We start from the raw sequence: 17,622 nt of genomic DNA on the forward strand, positions 1-17,622 counted from the left end.
ATGAAACTGGCGATGAAGTTGCGGACCCGCTTGTTCCTGAGCATATCCGCACTGATCACCGTGGCCTTGCTCGGGCTGTTGCTCGGGCTGGTCAGCGTGATGCAGATGGCCGGGACCCAGGAGGCGTTGATCCGCAACAACTTCGTCACCCTCGATCTCGGACTCAAACTGCGCCAGACCCTCGGCGATCAGCTGATCATGATGCTTGCCGAGAAGCCCGACCCCGTGGCGTTCGAGGCGTCCAAACGGCGTTATTTCGAATTGCTCGACGAGGGCATCGCCCAGGAACAGAAAGACGACGACCGTCCATACGGTTTCAGCCAGGCAAAAGCCGATTACCTGAACTTCCTCCAGGCGTTCGACATTTCACGCGACCCGGCAGCTGCCCTGAGTGGCGGTGGCGATTTGCGTGAGCGCTTCAATACGCTACGCAACGGATTGATCACCGAGCACAAACACGCACTGGACAACATCAATTCGGTCCAGCACGCCGCCCGCGACCGCGCGTTGCTGATTTCCGGCCTGCTTGGGCTGGTTGGGCTGGCAGTGCTGATCATCGGCTTCATCACCGCCCAAGGCATTGCCCGGCGTTTTGGTGCGCCGATCGAGGCGCTGGCCAAAGCGGCGGACAATATCGGCCAAGGCAATTTCGAAGTGATGCTGCCGGTATCTTCGGCGATGGAGATCAACCTGTTGACCCGCCGATTCGGGCTGATGGCCGAAGCTTTGCGCGAACACCAGGCGACCAATGTCGACGAATTGCTTGCCGGCCAGCAGCGCCTGCAGGCGGTACTCGACAGCATCGATGACGGCTTGCTGATGATCGATCGTCAGGGACGTCTGGAACACTTGAACCCTGTGGCCCAGCGACAACTGGGCTGGGACAGCGACCGTTTCGGCGAGGGTCTGGGTACGGCGCTTCAGCGTCCGGAACTGGATGCACAACTGCAACTGGTGTTGCGCGGTGGCACGCTGGAGCGAGCGCCGGATGATTTGAGCATCGAAGTCGATGGCGAATCGCGTCTGCTGACCTACAGTCTTACGCCGGTCAGCCATACCCAGGGGCACATCCTCGGCGCCGTGATGGTGTTGCATGACGTCACCGAGCAGCGCGCCTTCGAGCGGGTGCGCAGCGAGTTCGTGCTGCGTGCGTCCCACGAATTGCGCACACCGGTCACGGGCATGCACATGGCGTTCGGCCTGTTCCGCGAGCGGGCGAAGTTTCCACCGGAGTCTCGCGAGTCCGACCTGCTCGACACGGTCAATGAAGAAATGCAGCGCCTGATGCAGTTGATCAACGATCTGCTGAATTTCTCGCGGTATCAGAGTGGCTTGCAGAAGCTCACGCTGGCGCCGTGTTCCATCGAAGACTTGCTGGAACAGGCGCGTTTGCGTTTCGCCGATTCAGCGGCCGAGAAGGGCGTTGCCCTGCAGGTCGAAGCGCAAGGTCCGCTGCCACGCCTGCAGGCGGATCAGGCGCAGCTCGATCGAGTCCTCGACAACCTGATCGACAACGCGTTGCGCCACACCGCGCGTGACGGGCTGATCCGCTTGCAGGCCCGGCGCCATGGCGAGCGGGTAATCATCAGCGTCGAAGACAACGGCGAAGGGATTGCTTACGGTCAGCAAGGGCGGATTTTCGAACCCTTCGTCCAGGTCGGCAGGAAGAAGGGCGGTGCCGGGCTGGGACTGGCGCTGTGCAAGGAAATCGTCCAGCTGCACGGTGGACGGATGGGCGTTTACTCGCGGCCGGGGCAGGGCACGCAGTTCTACATGGCGCTGGCCGTCTAGGCTTCGTCGTCGAGTCGGCGTCCGGCGAGTCGTCGGCCACGGGTGATCAATTCGATGAACTGCACCGCGCTCAAGGCGTGGGCGAACAGCCAGCCCTGGCCGAATTTCACCCCTTCACTGCTCAGCAGCTCGGCCTGGGATTCATATTCGATGCCTTCGGCGATCACCTTCAGGTCCAGTGCCTGGGCCATGTGGATAATGTGCGGCGCAACACCACTGCTGGCGGCATCATGCCCGAGGGCGTCGATGAACGCCTTGTCGATCTTCAGGCAGTCCACGGGCAAGGTTTGCAGATAGGCGAGGCTGCAATAGCCGGTGCCGAAATCGTCGATCAGCACCTGATGGCCGACATCACGCAGCGCTTGCAGGTTTTCCCTGGCCACCACCACATCGATCAGACCGCGTTCGGTCACCTCGAACGCAATCTGCCGCGCCGCGACCCGGTGCAGGGTCAGCAGCCGCGCCATGACCTGGCCGATGCGCGGCACCATCACGTCGCAGGCGGCCAGGTTCACCGAGATATACAGCTGCGGGTTGGCCCGCAGCAACTGGCCCAACTGTTCGAGCAAGCGCTGCAGGACGAAGTCGGTCATCTGGCGAATCTGCCCGGTGTTTTCGGCCATCGGGATGAACAGGTCGGGACTGGTCAGCGTGCCGTCCGGTCGGCGCCAGCGCAGCAGCGCTTCGGCGCCGACGCAGTTGCGGCTGTCGAGATCGAAAATCGGCTGATAAAGCACCTGCAATTCACCCCGACGAATCGCGCCGTGCAACTCGGCGTCCAGCGACTGGCGCTGGCGTACGATCCAGAACACCAGAACGCCCACCACCGCACCGAGCACCAGACAGAAGGGCACCATCCACCACCAGAGCTGCGGAATGTGCATGCCCGTGCGTGGGCTGATCAGCACCAGTTGATATTCCGGGTTGTCGGTGGGCATGCGGTAGATCAGGCGCGACTGGGTGACTTGCAGCGCATCCCGGGTTTTCGGCGGCCAGGGTTGCGCGGGTGGCCAGGTCTGTGGAACGCCGAGTACCGGAATCGCCCGGGTCCCGTGATCCAGCACCACCAACAGGCTGCTGCCGGGCGACAGGTCGACCATGTCGGTCAGGTGCCCGCGTGAGGTGGCTACGCGAAAATTGCCGCGCCCGAGCATCAGTGCCGCGCGGTTTTCATCGGGTTCGGTGGTGGTGTTCAGCCAGTAGCTGTAGGTCGGACCTTTGATGTCCGGAGGACGGATCACCGACAGGCCATCCTGGCGCGGACGGTTGGAACAGATCCGCGTGGCGTCCATGTAGGCGGCTTCGTAGACGAAGCGATAGTTGAACGTCACTTGCTGCAACGTGGCGATCATCTCGTCGTCGCAGCTGCGCAAGGGTTGGGCTTCGAGGTCGTCGAGGCTTTCGCGCAACTGGCCGAACAGTTGCTCCAGACGCGCCAGGAACCGTTCGCCCTGGGCATTCATTTCCTGGCTTTCGCTTTGCTCGACCTGGCGCACGGCCACGAACAGCCCGCCGGTGATCAGCAGGCTCGCACTGAGGACAGCCGCGATCATCGCCAGAAACCAGGGGCGATAAAACCAGCTACGCAGCGTCTCTCGGGTAGCAACCATCATGGATATCCGAAGAATTACCAATGAGTTATAGCTGCTGATTGCGTTTTCGCCCTGACCGTCGGGCGGGCGTCATTATTTTGTCTGATTCAACACCAGCAGCAACGCTGCCGTTTGTGCATCCGGCGTGCCGTCAAAGCGCGTCGGGCGGTAGTGCATCTGGAAGGCCGCGAGCACATGACGGGTCGCTACATCAAGCTCGCCGGTCTGCGGCGTCGAGTAGCCCAGGCGCGCCAGTTGGCTCTGGAACCAGGTGATGCTCGGCAGTTCGGCATCGAACTGCGCCTGTTGGCGTGCCACCGCTTGTTCGTTGGGCCAGAGCCCCAGCCCTTCGGCGGCCAGGCGCTTCCATGGGAACAGTGGCCCCGGGTCGAGCTTGCGCAGCGGGGCGATGTCGCTGTGGCCAATGATGTGGCGCGGGCTGATGCCCTGGCGTTTGCTGATGTCCTTGAGCAGAACGATCAGCGATTGCACCTGGGCTTCGCTGTAGGGATACCAGAGGCGACCGGTCGGTGTGTCCTTGAAACCCGGATTGACGATTTCGATGCCGATCGAGCTGGAGTTGAGCCAGGTACGGCCTTGCCATTCGCTTTCGCCGGCATGCCAGGCACGCAGGTTCTCGTCCATCAGCTTGTAGATGGTGGCGTTCTTGTCGTCGCCGATCAGGTAATGGCTGCTGACTTCGCCGTGGGTCAGCAATTGCAGTGAGTGTTCGAGCGAGGCGGACGTGTAGTGCACGATCACAAACTGCACGCGACTGTCGTGATTGAGCGAAGGATGGCTGGTGTCAAAACGCGGGCCGCTGGCACAACCGGCCAGGAGGATCAGCGACACGAGGAGGGTAAAAAATTTCATGGCAGAGGGCAGTACACGCAAGACGATAATGCAACAGTGTAACGTATCGCCTCGCGCTTCGACGCTTGAAGGGCTGATTTAAACAATATGGAACAATTGCCTCAGCCCAGCTCCACCCGGTTACGCCCTGCGTTTTTCGCCCGGTAAAGCGCCTGATCGGCTCTTTTGAGCACCAGATCGCTGTGTTCTCCTGGCCGGAACGACGCCAGTCCCATGGAAACCGTGATCGTGACGCGCTCACCCTTGAAGTGAAACGGGCAGGCTTCGATGGCCGCTCGCAGGGTTTCCAGGAATTTGGCGCCGACGGCCGGCGTAGTGGCTGGCAGCAGCAGGACAAATTCTTCGCCGCCGAAACGAGCGATGAAGTCGCTGCCACGCAGGCGCTTGCGCAGCACGGTCGCGATGATCTTCAACACCTTGTCGCCGGCCAGATGGCCATAGTTATCGTTGATCCGTTTGAAATGATCGAGGTCGAGCATGGCCAGGCTCAGGGTGTTGCCGTGTTGCCGCCATTGTGCGATTTCATGTTCGAGCCGTTCGGTCCAGGCGGCGCGGTTGGGCAGGCCGGTGAGTGGATCGATCAGGGCTTTCTGGCGCTGCTCTTCAAGGTGTTCGCGATAGCCCAGCGCTTCCTGCTCCATGTGCGCCACGCGCTCGGCCAGGCTTTTCAGGCGTCCGGCGACTTCCTGTTCCCGGGCGTCTCGCTGCTTCTGGTGCTGATCCATGGTGCCGAGCAGGCCTTCGAGGTGGTTTTCCAGCACTTGCTTCAGATCATCCAGATCAGCCGCTTCCTGCACGCTGTTCTGCAAGCCGTCGACCTGTTCGCGGATCTGCGTGTCCATCGCCCGCGACGCGGAGCTGTTGTCGGCGTGGCCTTCGCTGGCGGCCTGCAAGTTGCTCTGAAATGCCTCAAGGCGTTCATTGAGTTGCTGCAGGTAGGCTTCGAATTCGTGCTGGCCGCTGTCGGTAATGGCCAGCATCAAGGTCGCCAGATCGTCGAGGATCGGCAGCAGTTCGTACCAGTTCAGACCGTTTTTCAGGCGGTCGCGCATGGCTTCGGCTTGCGGGCGGTGGCGCTCCGGCAGGGTCAGGTCATCCAGCAATCCGATCAGCGTGTCTTCGATATGTTTGGCGACCGAGCTGTAGGACGGTTCCGGCGAGTCGGGCAGGGCATAGAGAATGTCGTGCTCGGATTGCTCCGGATCGATGGCGGCCAGTGCCTGAGCGATGGGTTCGGGCAGGGGTAGGCTGTCGAGGATCACGGGTGGCGGGGTATCGCCGGGGTGGATCAGTTCGTCCGGATTGATGGCTTTCGACACTGCGGGCGCGAAAACCGGAGGAGGCGTGAAGGCCTGCGGCTCCGGCTCAGGCTTGCTGGGTTCTGGTTCGGTGGGTTCTTGTTCGCCGGGGGCCGTGGGGGCTTCGGTGAGGATTCTGGAAGGCTCAAAGGCAACCACCTCCGGCTCAGAATGGTACTCAGGCAGCGGCGCGGGAGTTTTCGCTGGTTCTGCCACGGTTTCGGCGACCGGTGCTTGGCTGACGGGCGCAGGGGCGAGCGGTTCGCTGGTCGTGACAGGTGCTTCCTGCAAGGGCGCAATTTCATGCGTGACGGGCGTTTGCTCTGGCTGTGCTGGAGGCGCGACCACGCCAGGCTGAGTCACTGCGGCATGCGTTTCCTCGCTGTCGCGGCTGCCGAACAGGCGCTGCAACAGCCCCGGGCGCCCGGGTTCCGCTGGCGTCTCCAGCCGGCTCAAGGCCTTGCCCTGCAAGCCGCTGAGCTCGCTGAGCAACAGCGGCATTTCCCTTGCCTGACTGACCCGGCCGTCCAGTTGCTTGGCGAATTTCTTCAGCGGCTGGGCCACATCGCGGGGCAGCGGGAGGGATTGCAGCTGAGTGACCAGCGCAGTCAGTGCGGTGCTGACCTGTTCGATCCGGGTTTCCCGGCGCTGCTCGGAATCGAGCACGGCTTTTTCCAGGCGTGGCAACAGGGCGGCGAGGCCGGCGTCCATGTCATCGGTGCGCACCACGTCGCGCATTTCTTTCATGCACTGATCGACTACGCGGTCGGTGCCTTCCGCCGCCAGGGTGCTGCGCACCAGACCACGGCGCAGCAGGTCGAGCCGGGCGTCCCATCGACGTTCGAGCTTTTCCTGTTGTTCGATGCTTTTGAGGTATTTCTCTTTCCAGCGCTGGGCTTCGTCGCTCATTCAGGGGTTCCGCGAAGGGCAGTGCTCAACGCGGGCAATGCATCGGCCGTGAGCGAACCCGGCAGACGAATCTCTACCGCGACCGGCAGGTGATCGGAAATCGGTTGTGCCAGCACTTCGACCTTTTCCAGGGCCAGGGTCGGGCTGAGCAGAATATGGTCCAGGCAACGCTGGGGGCGCCAGCTGGGGAATGTCGCTTCGAGTTGCGGGGCCAACAGGCCGAGGTCGCGCAACGGCGAGTGTTGCAGCAGATCGCTGGCGTGGGTATTCATGTCGCCCATCAGCACCTGATGCTTGTAGCCGCCGATCAGCTCGCGGATGTAGGCCAGTTGCATGCTGCGCACGCGCGCGCCCAGTGCCAGATGCATCATCACCACTACCAGCGCTTCCGGGCCCTCGCCAAAACGCACCAGAATTGCACCGCGCCCTTTCGGACCCGGCAGCGGATGGTCCTCGATTGCCCACGGTCGCAGGCGACTGAGCACGCCATTGCTGTGCTGGGCCAGTCGGCCAAGGTTGCGATTGAGTTGTTGATACCAGTAAGGGAAGGCGCCCAGTTGGGCCAGGTGTTCGACCTGATTGACGTAGCCTGAACGAAGGCTGCCGCCATCGGCTTCCTGCAGGGCGACGAGATCGAAGTCGCCGAGCAGATTGCCGATCTTTTGCAGATTGCTGGAGCGCCCGGGGTGCGGCAGCAGATGCTGCCAGCTGCGGGTCAGGTAGTGCCGATAGCGCTCGGTGCTGATGCCGACCTGAATATTGAAGCTGAGCAAGCGCAGACGGCTGTCTGCGGGCAGGCCCGTCGATTCCAGGTGATGCTCGTTGACCTGCGGATCATGCAGGCCAACGACGCGTCCGGTTCCCCAGCGGCGCATGGCGATTGCCGCGCTTAGTTGGCGGCTGCCTTGCTGGCCGCTCGCTCTTTGGCCACCAGTTGGTCAGCCAGTTTCAGCGCTTGTTCGGCGCCGCCGGCAGAGCCGATGTCGAAGCGGTATTTACCGTTGACGATCATGGTTGGAACGCCGGAGATTTCATACTTCTTGGCCAGCTCGCGGGCTTTTACGATCTGCCCTTTGATGGCGAACGAATCGAAGGTCGCCAGGAACTTGTCCTTGTCCACGCCTTGAGTGGCGAGGAAGTCGGCCATGTCGTTCTTGTCGGTCAGTTTCTTGTGTTCTTTCTGGATCGCGTTGAATACGGCAGCGTGCACGTTGTGCTCGACGCCCATGGCTTCCAGGGTCAGGAACATTTGACCGTGAGCGTCCCAAGGACCGCCGAACATCGCAGGAATGCGCACGAAGTTGACGTCGGACGGCAGTTTCTCAACCCATGGATTGATCACCGGCTCGAACGCGTAGCAGTGCGGGCAGCCATACCAGAACAGCTCGACCACTTCGATCTTGCCAGGCACGGCGACCGGCACCGGGTTGCTCAGCTCGACGTAAGGGGCAGCAGGGGCTTCGGCGGCCTGGGCGGTCACGCCGAACAGGCTGGCAGCGACGAGGGCGGCGCTGATGATCAGGTTACGCATGCTTTACTCCTGGACAATTTTGGTCGCCTCGCGCGACCTGTTTTCAGACAGGTCCTGGCGGGCATGAGTTCTGTAGTGTAACGGCAGCGGCCACAAAAAAGGGCGGCCAAAGCCACCCTTTTTATACTTGCTGCGACGGATTAATCGAGCGTTAACGTGACAGGCGTTGGCCATTGCACGCAACGCTCGAATCGCGCGTGTTAATGCAGGCCCTGAATGTAGCTGGAGACTGCCGCGATGTCTTCATCGCTCAGCTTGCGGGCGATGGTGCGCATGGTCATCGCGTCGCCGTCGTTGTTGCGGCCGGCTTCTTCTTTGCGGAAATCGGTCAGCTGCTTGGCGATGTACTGAGCGTGTTGGCCACCCAGGTGCGGGAAGCCGGCGGCTGCGTTGCCGGCGCCGTTCGGCGAGTGGCAACCGGTGCAGGCTGGCAGGCCTTTCTCGAGGTTGCCGCCACGGAACAGGGCTTCGCCGCGAGCGACGATCTTCGGATCGGCGGCACCGACGCTGCCTTTCTGGCTGGCGAAGTAGGCAGCGATATCGGCCAGGTCCTGATCGCTCAGGTTGGTCAGCAGGCCGGTCATTTCCAGAACGGTGCGCTTGCCCGACTTGATGTCGTGCAATTGCTTGGTCAGGTAACGTTCACCCTGTCCGGCCAGCTTTGGAAAGTTTGGCGCCATGCTGTTGCCATCCGGGCCATGGCAGGCCCCGCAAACGGCAGCCTTCGCCTGGCCTGCGGCGGCATCGCCTGCAGCATGGGCGAAACCTGAGATTCCCACGGTCAACAGCAGACTCACGATCAGTTTGTTCATCAGCTAATCCAACTACGGCTAAGGGTTAAGAGTTATGGACCGGGCTTACTCTCGCTCATCCATAGGATGATGGCCTGGTAATCCTCGGCACTGCAGTCCATGCACAAACCACGCGGCGGCATCGCCTTGAAACCCTGGGTCACGTGTTGCACCAGCGTCTCCATACCTTTCGCCAACCTCGGCGTCCAAGCTTCCTGATCGCCTCTTTTGGGCGCCATGGGTAGTTGGCCGGAATGACAGGCTCCACATACACGGTTGTACACGGCTTCCGGATCCTGTGTAGCCTGTGCGCTGTACAGCGGCATCAAGACTCCGGCAGCCAGCAGCCATTTCGTCATAAAACGACCTTTTCAGGGTTGAGAGCGTTCTGCGTTCTAATGCGCAATCAAAGTCTGTCGCTCTCGTGAACTTCATCCTTCGCTGGGACAAAGCACACACAAAATCTGCGGCATTATATACTGGCGCCACTGAAACGGAAGCGACACCGCGTTCCGCGCCTAATCCCGGCGCCGCCCACATCGGAAATCCCATGCAACTCAAGAATCCCATCCTCGGCCTGTGCCAACAGTCCACGTTCATGCTCAGTGCCGCCAAAGTCGATCAGTGCCCCGACGACGAAGGCTTTGAAGTGGCGTTCGCCGGTCGCTCCAACGCCGGTAAATCCAGCGCGCTGAACACTCTGACTCACGCCAGCCTGGCGCGCACCTCGAAAACCCCGGGTCGCACACAGCTGTTGAACTTCTTCAAGCTAGACGATGAACGGCGTCTGGTCGACCTCCCGGGCTACGGTTATGCAAAAGTACCGATCCCGCTCAAGCAACACTGGCAGCGTCACCTGGAGGCTTATCTCGGTGGCCGCGAGAGTTTGAAGGGTTTGATTCTGATGATGGACATCCGTCATCCAATGACCGATTTCGACCTGCTGATGCTCGACTGGGCCGTTGCCGCCGGCATGCCGATGCACATCCTCCTGACCAAGGCTGACAAGCTGACCTATGGCGCAGCCAAGAACACCCTGCTCAAGGTGCAGTCGGAAATCCGCAAGGGTTGGGGCGATCAAGTGACGATCCAGCTTTTCTCGGCCCCGAAACGCATGGGCCTGGAAGAGGCCTACACTGTGTTGGCAGGCTGGATGGAACTGGCGGATAAAGGTGCCGAAGCGGCGACCGAGGCAGAATAAGGGGATTTCAAAACTGTCTGTGGTGCCGCCAGGCAAGGCACAGGCAGTTTTGAGGCAAAAAAAGCCCCGGACTTCATATGGGGAGGGAGAAGTTCCGGGGTTTAAGCTCCGAACCGCTAGGGCGGGGTTCAGATATCTGCCAACACTTAACACAACATAGGAGCATCGAAGGGCTTCACCAGCCATTCAGTATCTCTGAGTGCCTTGTCGCAAGATTAGTTCAGAATTTTTTCAAAGAACTTTGGAATAAGCTCAAGAACGATCAGGCCTAAGCGGTTTTCGATGCCTTTGCCGCGACGCTCTGTCGCGGCAAAGCCCCGTCTCAGAGACCTCAGTGCGCCTCGTCCCAGTTGTTGCCAACCCCGACTTCCACCAGCAACGGCACGTCCAGTTTTGCCGCTTCGCTCATGTGCACGCGTATTTCTTCGCGAACCTGATCGACCAGATCCTCGCGTACCTCCAGCACCAGTTCATCGTGCACCTGCAGGATGACTTTGGCATCCAGCCCGGAAGCGCTCAGCCAGTTATCCACCGCCACCATGGCTTTCTTGATAATGTCCGCTGCGGTGCCCTGCATCGGCGCGTTGATAGCGGTGCGCTCGGCGGCGGCACGTTCCTGCGGCTTGTTGGAGTTGATGTCCGGCAGATACAGACGACGACCGAAAATCGTTTCCACGAAACCCTGATCTGCTGCCTGCGCGCGGGTGCGGTCCATGTACTCGCGAACGCCCGGGTAGCGCGCGAAATAGGTGTCGATGTAGGCCTTGGCGGTCTTGGTGTCGACGCCGATGTCCTTGCCCAGCTTCTGCGCGCCCATGCCGTAAATCAGGCCGAAGTTGATCGCCTTGGCGCCACGGCGCTGGTCGGAGGTCACTTCGTTCAGCTCGACCTTGAATACTTCCGCTGCCGTTGCTGTGTGCACGTCCAGATTGTTGCGGAAGGCGTTCATCAAGCCCTCGTCGCGGGACAGGTGCGCCATGATCCGCAGTTCAATCTGCGAGTAGTCCGCCGCCAGCAGTTTGTAGCCTTTCGGCGCGACGAACGCCTGGCGGATGCGCCGGCCTTCGGCGGTGCGCACCGGGATGTTCTGCAGGTTCGGATCGCTCGACGACAGGCGACCGGTCGACGCAACGGCCTGATGATATGAGGTGTGGATACGTCCGGTGCGCGGGTTGATCTGCTCCGGCAGGCGATCGGTGTAGGTACTCTTCAACTTGCTCATGGAACGGTGTTCCATCAGCACTTTCGGCAAGCGGTGATCGTCTTCGGCCAGTTTCGCCAGCACTTCTTCGGCGGTGGATGGCTGGCCCTTGGCGGTCTTCTTCAGCACCGGCAGGCCGAGTTTTTCGTAGAGGATCACGCCCAGTTGCTTCGGCGAGCCGAGGTTGAATTCTTCACCGGCGATTTCGAAGGCTTCGCGCTCCAGCGCGACCATCTTGTTGCCCAGCTCAATGCTCTGGATGCCGAGCAGTTCAGCGTCGACGAACGCGCCCTGGCGTTCGATGCGAGCGAGCACCGGCACCAGCGGGATCTCGATATCCGTCAGTACGCTGGCCAGGCTCGGGATGGCGCTCAGCTTCTCGAACAGCGTCTGGTGCAGGCGCAGGGTCACGTCGGCATCTTCGGCGGCATACGGCCCGGCCTGTTCCAGGGCGATCTGGTCGAAGGTCAGCTGCTTGGCGCCTTTGCCGGCGATGTCCTGGAAACTCACGGTGGTGTGATCGAGGTACTTCTGCGCCAGGCTGTCCATGTCGTGACGAGTGGCGGTGGAGTTGAGCACGTAGGACTCAAGCATCGTGTCGAAGGCAACCCCGCGTACGGTGATGCCTTCGTTCTGGTCGCCACCGATGGCGCAGTTGGCCAGGATGTTCATGTCGAACTTGGCGTGCTGGCCGACCTTGAGCTTGTTCGGGTCTTCCAGGATCGGCTTGAGCGCGCGCAGCACGGTGTCGCGATCCAGTTGCTCCGGTACGCCGATGTAGGAGTGGGTCAGTGGGATGTAGGCTGCTTCGTTGGCCTGCACCGCGAAGGACAGACCGACCAGTTGTGCCTGTTGGGCGTCGATCCCGGTGGTTTCGGTGTCGAAGGCGAACAGCTTGGCGTTCTTCAGCTTTTCCAGCCAGACGTCGAAGCGCGCCTGATCGAGGATCGTTTCATACGCGGCTTCAGTCGGAGCGGCGGGCGCTTCTTCTACGACAGGCGCGCTGAACAGATCGCCGGCCGGCGCAGGCTCGGTGGCAACGCTCAGTTCCAGACGCTTGGCGTCCCGCTGCAGATCGTTGATCCAGCTCTTGAACTCCAGCAGGGTGTAAAGCTCAAGCAGTTTGGCCGGATCTTCCGGGCCCATTTGCAGGTCGTCGAGGCCGATATCCAGCGGCACGTCAACCTTGATGGTCGCCAGTTGATAAGAGAGGAACGCCATCTCCTTGTGCTCTTCGAGCTTGGCCGGCAGGGTCTTGGCGCCGCGAATCGGCAGGGTCGGCACGATGTCGAGCTGCGCATACAGCTCGGTCAGGCCGCCGTTGACGCCCACCAGCAGGCCGGAAGCAGTCTTCGGACCGATACCCGGAACGCCGGGGATATTGTCGGAAGAGTCGCCCATCAGGGCCAGATAATCGATGATCTGCTCGGGAGCGACGCCGAATTTCTCCTTCACGCCCTCCACGTCCATCGAACTACCGGACATGGTGTTGACCAAGGTAATGTGGCCGTCGACCAGTTGCGCCATGTCCTTGTCGCCGGTGGAGATGATCACCGGGCGATCGGCAGCCGCGCTGCTGCGAGCCAGGGTGCCGATCACGTCATCGGCCTCGACGCCTTCGACGCACAGCAGCGGGAAACCGAGGGCGATCACGCTCTGGTGCAGCGGCTCGATCTGCACGCGCATGTCGTCCGGCATGCTTGGGCGGTTGGCCTTGTATTCAGCGTACATCTCATCGCGAAATGTCCCACCCTTGGCGTCGAACACCACGGCGAACGGGCTGTCCGGATACTGCTTGCGCAGGCTCTTGAGCATGTTCAACACGCCTTTGACCGCACCGGTCGGCATGCCTTTGGAGGTGGTCAGCGGTGGCAGCGCGTGAAAGGCGCGGTACAGGTAAGACGAACCGTCCACCAGGACGAGGGGGGCTTGGCTCATGAGCAGAATCAACCTTTTCGGCGGGCCCGGCGCTAGAATAGCGGGACCATTGACGACAAAGGGACAAGGTTATCATGCGTACGTTAAATCGCTTGCTGCTGGTCAGTCTGATTGCTGTCTCACCGCTGGCCGCGATGGCGGCGGATGATGCGCCATCCTCGGAGCCGGAAGTTACCATTAGCACGCACACGGAAGGCGACAAGGTCATTCAGGAATACAGCCGGAGTGGATTCGTGTATGCGATCAAGGTCACACCGAAGGGCGGCAAACCCTATTTCCTGGTGCGCGCCGATGGTACGGACGCGAACTACATCCGGTCCGACCAGCCGGATATGCTGATTCCGTCGTGGGAAATCTTTACCTGGAAGTAAGTTTCCTGACTTTTAATCGGCGCCGTCTGATGGCGGCGCCAGAACTGAGCAGTTTTTAACCATGTCTGTGTTCACCCCCCTGGCTCGGCCCGAGCTGGAAACCTTTCTCGCCCCTTACGGGCTCGGCCGTCTGCTCGATTTCCAGGGGATCGCCGCCGGCAGCGAAAACACCAACTTCTTCATCAGCATGGAAAAGGGCGAGTTCGTCCTGACCCTGGTCGAGCGCGGGCCGGTCCAGGAAATGCCGTTCTTCATCGACCTGCTCGACGTGTTGCACGAAGCCGATCTGCCGGTGCCTTATGCACTGCGCACCACTGACGGCGTGGCCTTGCGCGAGCTGAAAGGCAAACCGGCACTGCTGCAGCCGCGTCTGGCGGGCAAGCACATCAAGCAGGCCAACGCCCAGCATTGCGCGCAGGTCGGTGACCTACAGGCGCATCTGCACCTGGCGACCCAGGGCGACAACATGATCAAGCGCAAGACCGATCGTGGCCTGGACTGGATGCTGGAGGAGGGTACTCAGTTCCTTTCGCACCTGAGCGATGAACCGCGCGCACTGCTGCAAACCGCGCTCGATGAAATCTCTCAACAGAAAGAGAAAATTCTCGCGCTGCCACGGGCGAACATCCACGCCGATCTGTTCCGCGACAACGCGATGTTCGAAGGCACTCACCTGACCGGGCTGATCGACTTCTACAACGCCTGCTCCGGGCCGATGCTCTATGACGTGGCGATTGCTCTGAACGACTGGTGCTCTGACGATGACGGTCTGATCGACGGCCCGCGTGCGCGTGCGTTCCTGGGTGCCTACGCGGCACTGCGACCGTTCACGGCTGCCGAAGCCGAGCTGTGGCCGACCATGTTGCGAGTGGCGTGCGTGCGGTTCTGGCTTTCGCGGTTGATCGCGGCGGAATCGTTCGCCGGGCAGGACGTGCTGATCCATGATCCGAAAGAGTTCGAGCAGCGGCTGGCGCAGCGTCAGGCGGTCAATACGCCGCTACCTTTCGCCCTGTAAAAGAAAAACCGCAGCCTGTTTGCAGGCTGCGGTTTTTTGTATCAGAGCGATTCGAGACAGCCCGCCAGGTCATTCCCCAGCTTCTCCAGCACTTGCTCGTAACCCTGAGCCGTCGCTGGCGTGTACCCGCCCAACGCATCCAGCTCCGCCAGCTTCACCGGCAGGCCCGCCACCAGCGTTTCGGCCAGGCGTGGACGCAGCGGCGGCTCACTGAACACGCAGGTCTTGCCGACCTCCTGCAATCGCGCGCGCATCGCCGCCACATGCTGGGCGCCCGGCTGCACTTCCGCCGCGACGCTGAATACGCCGGTGTGTTTCAGGCCGTAGGCGTCTTCGAAGTAGTCGAAGGCTTCGTGGAAGACGAAGTAGGGTTTGCCTTCAATACCGGCCAGGCGTTTCTTCAAGCGCTGGTCGAGTGCATCCAGACGCTCATCGAACGCCTTGGCGTTGCTCTGGTAGCGCTCGGCATTCGCCGGGTCTGCGGCGCTCAGGTCAGCAGCCATTTTGTCGGCAATAACCCGCGCGTTCACCGGCGATAGCCACAAATGCGCATCGAGGCTGCCCGGGCGATGATCGTGATCGTGTTCGTCGGCTTCTTCAGCGTGGGAGTGGCTGTCCGCAGCGAAACGACGCAGCTTCATGCCTGAAAGATCCTGTACCGCGACGCTCGGCAGCGTACGACCTTTCAGCACGCGAGGCAGGAAGCCTTCCATGTCCGGGCCGATCCAGTACAGCAGGTCCACCGATTGCACTTTGCGCACATCGGACGGACGCAATGCGTAGTTGTGCGGCGAAGCCCCCGGCGGTAGCAGCACTTCCGGAATCGATACACCGTCCTGCACTGCAGCGGCGATCAATTGCAGGGGCTTGATGCTGGTGAGGACTCTGACCTCGGCCTGAGCCGGACCGATCAGCAGAAAACCGGTGATGAATACGACAAAAACAGAAAAAAGTCGGGACACGATGACCACTCAATGAGGCGAGAACGGGTAACATAATAACGTCTCTAACCAAACTCGTCGCCGCTCATGCCTATTACCCCGATTGCCAGCCGTCCCCACGATCACTCGCACTGCGTTCACAGCGCGCTGTCCGAGGCCGATGCCCTGTGTGCACAGAAAGGCCTGCGCCTGACCGCGCTGCGCCGGCGAGTGCTGGAGCTGGTCTGGCAGAGCCACAAGCCGCTGGGTGCCTACGACATTCTGGCGGTGCTCAGCGAGCAGGACGGCCGCCGCGCTGCTCCGCCAACCGTGTATCGGGCGCTGGACTTCCTGCTGGAAAACGGCCTGGTGCACCGCATTTCCTCGCTCAACGCCTTCGTCGGTTGCGTTCACCCGGAGCATTCGCACCAGGGCCAGTTCCTGATCTGCCGCGAATGCCACGCCGCCATCGAACTTGAACAAAAAAGCATCAGCGACGCCATCGTTCACAGTGCCAAGGACGTCGGCTTCATCGTCGAAGCCCAGACCGTCGAAGTGGTCGGCCTCTGCTCCGGTTGTCGGGGGGCTTGATGAGCGATGCGCTGATCCGTCTGGAGCAGGTGGCGGTCCGGTTTGCCGGGCAGAACGTGCTGGACAACATTCACCTGAGCGTCGAGCCGGGGCAGATCGTCACTCTGATCGGCCCCAACGGCGCCGGCAAGACCACCCTGGTGCGTGCCGTGCTCGGGCTGCTGAAACCCGACAGCGGCAGCGTCTGGCGCAAGCCGAAACTGCGCGTCGGTTACATGCCGCAAAAACTTCACGTCGATCCGACCTTGCCGCTGTCGGTGCTGCGCTTCCTGCGGCTGGTGCCGGGGGTCGATCGCCCGCGTGCGCTGGCGGCACTCAAGGAAGTCGGCGCCGAACACGTCATCGACAGCCCGGTGCAAAGCGTTTCCGGCGGTGAAATGCAGCGGGTATTGCTGGCCCGTGCCTTGTTGCGCGAGCCGGAGCTGCTGGTGCTCGACGAGCCGGTTCAGGGCGTCGATGTCGCCGGACAAGCCGAGCTGTACAGCCTCATCACCCGACTGCGCGACCGTCACGGCTGCGGCGTATTGATGGTTTCCCACGATCTGCATCTGGTGATGAGCACCACCGATCAGGTGGTGTGTCTCAACCGTCACGTCTGCTGCTCCGGGCATCCCGAGCAGGTCAGCGGCGATCCGGCCTTCGTCGAGCTGTTTGGCAACAATGCGCCGAGCCTGGCGATCTATCACCACCATCATGATCACGCCCACGACCTGCACGGGTCGGTGGTCAAAGGGCCCCTGTCGGCTCAACCTCACGTTCACGGAGATAGCTGCAAGCATGGCTGATTTTCTGTTCTACGCCCTGCTTGCAGGTCTGGCGCTGGCGGTGGTCGCGGGGCCGCTGGGCTCGTTCGTGGTCTGGCGGCGCATGGCCTATTTTGGCGACACCCTGTCCCACGCCGCACTGCTCGGCGTGGCGCTGGGCTTTCTGCTGGATGTCAGCCCGACTGTCGCGGTGACCGTGGGCTGCCTGCTGCTGGCGGTGCTGCTGGTGACCTTGCAGCAGCGCCAGCCACTGGCGTCCGACACGCTGTTGGGCATTCTTGCGCCGAGCACGCTCTCTCTCGGGCTGGTCGTACTAAGCTTCATGCATGAAGTGCGGATCGACCTGATGGCCTATCTGTTCGGCGACCTGCTGGCGATCAGCCCGACCGATCTGGCGTGGATCCTCGGCGGCAGCGCGGCGGTGCTGGTGTTGCTGGTGACCTTGTGGCGCCCGCTGCTGGCGATCACCGTGCACGAAGAACTGGCGCGGGTCGAAGGCCTGCCGGTGGCCGGATTGCGCATGGCGCTGATGTTGTTGATTGCGGTGGTGATCGCGGTGGCGATGAAAATCGTCGGTGTGTTGCTCATTACATCGCTGTTGATCATCCCGGCGGCTGCGGCACAACGTCACGCCCGTTCGCCGGAGCAGATGGCACTGGGCGCGAGCGTGCTGGGCATGCTCGCCGTGTGTGGCGGGCTGGCGCTGTCCTGGTTCAAGGACACCCCGGCCGGCCCGTCCATCGTTGTGACGGCGGCCGCACTGTTTCTGCTGAGTTTTGTTCTGCCCCGTCGAGGGGTGTAGACTTGCTCGTTTTTTGCGCAAATAGAGAGTCGCA

The 17,622-nt window shown here is 61.6% G+C and carries 16 protein-coding genes; 7 read left to right on the forward strand and 9 right to left on the reverse strand.

Translation table 11 applies throughout. The features are described 5' to 3' along the window. Positions 1 to 1,791 carry a KinB sensor domain-containing domain gene (locus tag AC1MDC_RS20990; protein WP_085696563.1) on the forward strand — a complete coding sequence of 597 codons (1,791 nt, stop codon included), beginning with the start codon at positions 1 to 3 and terminating at the stop codon, positions 1,789 to 1,791. Here AC1MDC_RS20990 and AC1MDC_RS20995 read toward each other — a convergent pair. The 7 genes from AC1MDC_RS20995 to AC1MDC_RS21025 form a co-directional block, all read right to left on the reverse strand. Then, positions 1,788 to 3,401 (reverse strand): EAL domain-containing protein, encoded by a 1,614-nt coding sequence (locus AC1MDC_RS20995; protein WP_170929692.1) that lies wholly within the window; start codon positions 3,399 to 3,401, stop codon positions 1,788 to 1,790. The genes AC1MDC_RS20990 and AC1MDC_RS20995 overlap by 4 nt on opposite strands. Before the next feature lie 75 nt (positions 3,402 to 3,476). Next, complete coding sequence (locus tag AC1MDC_RS21000) at positions 3,477 to 4,256, reverse strand: N-acetylmuramoyl-L-alanine amidase (protein WP_085696561.1); 780 nt, start codon at positions 4,254 to 4,256, stop codon at positions 3,477 to 3,479. A 101-nt stretch (positions 4,257 to 4,357) separates the two neighbouring features. Further along, positions 4,358 to 6,463, reverse strand: coding sequence for a sensor domain-containing diguanylate cyclase (locus tag AC1MDC_RS21005; RefSeq protein WP_480393593.1), 2,106 nt, complete (start codon positions 6,461 to 6,463; stop codon positions 4,358 to 4,360). Beyond that, positions 6,460 to 7,338, reverse strand: coding sequence for an endonuclease/exonuclease/phosphatase family protein (locus AC1MDC_RS21010; RefSeq protein WP_085696559.1), 879 nt, complete (start codon positions 7,336 to 7,338; stop codon positions 6,460 to 6,462). The genes AC1MDC_RS21005 and AC1MDC_RS21010 overlap by 4 nt, the downstream gene beginning before the upstream one ends. 14 nt (positions 7,339 to 7,352) lie before the next feature. Further along, on the reverse strand, positions 7,353 to 7,994 hold the full coding sequence (locus tag AC1MDC_RS21015; RefSeq protein WP_085696558.1) for a thiol:disulfide interchange protein DsbA/DsbL: 642 nt from the start codon (positions 7,992 to 7,994) through the stop codon (positions 7,353 to 7,355). Between the two features lie 200 nt (positions 7,995 to 8,194). Further along, positions 8,195 to 8,806 (reverse strand): c-type cytochrome, encoded by a 612-nt coding sequence (locus tag AC1MDC_RS21020; protein ID WP_039764863.1) that lies wholly within the window; start codon positions 8,804 to 8,806, stop codon positions 8,195 to 8,197. A 32-nt stretch (positions 8,807 to 8,838) separates the two neighbouring features. Further along, positions 8,839 to 9,144 (reverse strand): c-type cytochrome, encoded by a 306-nt coding sequence (locus AC1MDC_RS21025; protein ID WP_085696557.1) that lies wholly within the window; start codon positions 9,142 to 9,144, stop codon positions 8,839 to 8,841. Positions 9,145 to 9,335: 191 nt separating this feature from the next. Between AC1MDC_RS21025 and yihA the strand changes: the two genes are divergently transcribed. After that, entirely contained in the window at positions 9,336 to 9,986 is a 651-nt protein-coding gene (gene yihA / locus AC1MDC_RS21030; protein WP_085696556.1) for a ribosome biogenesis GTP-binding protein YihA/YsxC, read from the forward strand. A gap of 331 nt (positions 9,987 to 10,317) precedes the next feature. Here yihA and polA read toward each other — a convergent pair whose 3' ends face one another. Continuing rightward, complete coding sequence (gene polA / locus AC1MDC_RS21035; RefSeq protein WP_085702224.1) at positions 10,318 to 13,125, reverse strand: DNA polymerase I; 2,808 nt, start codon at positions 13,123 to 13,125, stop codon at positions 10,318 to 10,320. Between the two features lie 74 nt (positions 13,126 to 13,199). On the opposite strand from polA, the gene AC1MDC_RS21040 reads away from it, so the two are divergent. Together AC1MDC_RS21040 and AC1MDC_RS21045 are read left to right on the forward strand one after the other, a co-directional pair. Beyond that, on the forward strand, positions 13,200 to 13,496 hold the full coding sequence (locus AC1MDC_RS21040; protein ID WP_085696553.1) for a DUF2782 domain-containing protein: 297 nt from the start codon (positions 13,200 to 13,202) through the stop codon (positions 13,494 to 13,496). Between the two features lie 61 nt (positions 13,497 to 13,557). Continuing rightward, on the forward strand, positions 13,558 to 14,511 hold the full coding sequence (locus AC1MDC_RS21045; protein WP_266201992.1) for a homoserine kinase: 954 nt from the start codon (positions 13,558 to 13,560) through the stop codon (positions 14,509 to 14,511). Positions 14,512 to 14,552: 41 nt separating this feature from the next. On the opposite strand, the gene AC1MDC_RS21050 is transcribed toward AC1MDC_RS21045, so the two are convergent. After that, on the reverse strand, positions 14,553 to 15,482 hold the full coding sequence (locus AC1MDC_RS21050) for a zinc ABC transporter substrate-binding protein (RefSeq protein WP_480393594.1): 930 nt from the start codon (positions 15,480 to 15,482) through the stop codon (positions 14,553 to 14,555). Between the two features lie 57 nt (positions 15,483 to 15,539). Between AC1MDC_RS21050 and zur the strand changes: the two genes are divergently transcribed. Genes zur through znuB form a run of 3 tightly spaced genes read left to right on the forward strand, consistent with a single transcriptional unit; the run spans position 15,540 to position 17,588 of the window. Beyond that, complete coding sequence (gene zur, locus AC1MDC_RS21055) at positions 15,540 to 16,022, forward strand: zinc uptake transcriptional repressor Zur (protein WP_085696548.1); 483 nt, start codon at positions 15,540 to 15,542, stop codon at positions 16,020 to 16,022. Next, positions 16,022 to 16,807 carry a zinc ABC transporter ATP-binding protein ZnuC gene (gene znuC / locus AC1MDC_RS21060; protein ID WP_085690422.1) on the forward strand — a complete coding sequence of 262 codons (786 nt, stop codon included), beginning with the start codon at positions 16,022 to 16,024 and terminating at the stop codon, positions 16,805 to 16,807. The genes zur and znuC overlap by 1 nt, the downstream gene beginning before the upstream one ends. Continuing rightward, a complete protein-coding gene (gene znuB, locus AC1MDC_RS21065) occupies positions 16,800 to 17,588 on the forward strand; it encodes a zinc ABC transporter permease subunit ZnuB (RefSeq protein WP_085647186.1) in 789 nt (262 codons plus the stop codon). Before znuC ends, znuB begins: the two co-directional genes overlap by 8 nt. The last annotated feature ends 34 nt before the right edge of the window (positions 17,589 to 17,622 follow it).

This window comes from Pseudomonas sp. 1 (assembly GCF_056626735.1).

Coding starts and splice junctions, on each gene's coding strand:
- AC1MDC_RS21040 (WP_085696553.1), top strand. CDS start 13,200: ATGCGTACGTTAAATCGCTTGCTGCTGGTCAGTCTGATTGCTGTCTCA.
- polA (WP_085702224.1), bottom strand. CDS start 13,125: ATGAGCCAAGCCCCCCTCGTCCTGGTGGACGGTTCGTCTTACCTGTAC.
- yihA (WP_085696556.1), top strand. CDS start 9,336: ATGCAACTCAAGAATCCCATCCTCGGCCTGTGCCAACAGTCCACGTTC.
- AC1MDC_RS21025 (WP_085696557.1), bottom strand. CDS start 9,144: ATGACGAAATGGCTGCTGGCTGCCGGAGTCTTGATGCCGCTGTACAGC.
- AC1MDC_RS20990 (WP_085696563.1), top strand. CDS start 1: ATGAAACTGGCGATGAAGTTGCGGACCCGCTTGTTCCTGAGCATATCC.
- AC1MDC_RS21015 (WP_085696558.1), bottom strand. CDS start 7,994: ATGCGTAACCTGATCATCAGCGCCGCCCTCGTCGCTGCCAGCCTGTTC.
- AC1MDC_RS21000 (WP_085696561.1), bottom strand. CDS start 4,256: ATGAAATTTTTTACCCTCCTCGTGTCGCTGATCCTCCTGGCCGGTTGT.
- AC1MDC_RS21005 (WP_480393593.1), bottom strand. CDS start 6,463: ATGAGCGACGAAGCCCAGCGCTGGAAAGAGAAATACCTCAAAAGCATC.
- AC1MDC_RS20995 (WP_170929692.1), bottom strand. CDS start 3,401: ATGGTTGCTACCCGAGAGACGCTGCGTAGCTGGTTTTATCGCCCCTGG.
- zur (WP_085696548.1), top strand. CDS start 15,540: ATGCCTATTACCCCGATTGCCAGCCGTCCCCACGATCACTCGCACTGC.
- AC1MDC_RS21020 (WP_039764863.1), bottom strand. CDS start 8,806: ATGAACAAACTGATCGTGAGTCTGCTGTTGACCGTGGGAATCTCAGGT.
- AC1MDC_RS21045 (WP_266201992.1), top strand. CDS start 13,558: ATGTCTGTGTTCACCCCCCTGGCTCGGCCCGAGCTGGAAACCTTTCTC.
- znuB (WP_085647186.1), top strand. CDS start 16,800: ATGGCTGATTTTCTGTTCTACGCCCTGCTTGCAGGTCTGGCGCTGGCG.
- znuC (WP_085690422.1), top strand. CDS start 16,022: ATGAGCGATGCGCTGATCCGTCTGGAGCAGGTGGCGGTCCGGTTTGCC.
- AC1MDC_RS21010 (WP_085696559.1), bottom strand. CDS start 7,338: ATGCGCCGCTGGGGAACCGGACGCGTCGTTGGCCTGCATGATCCGCAG.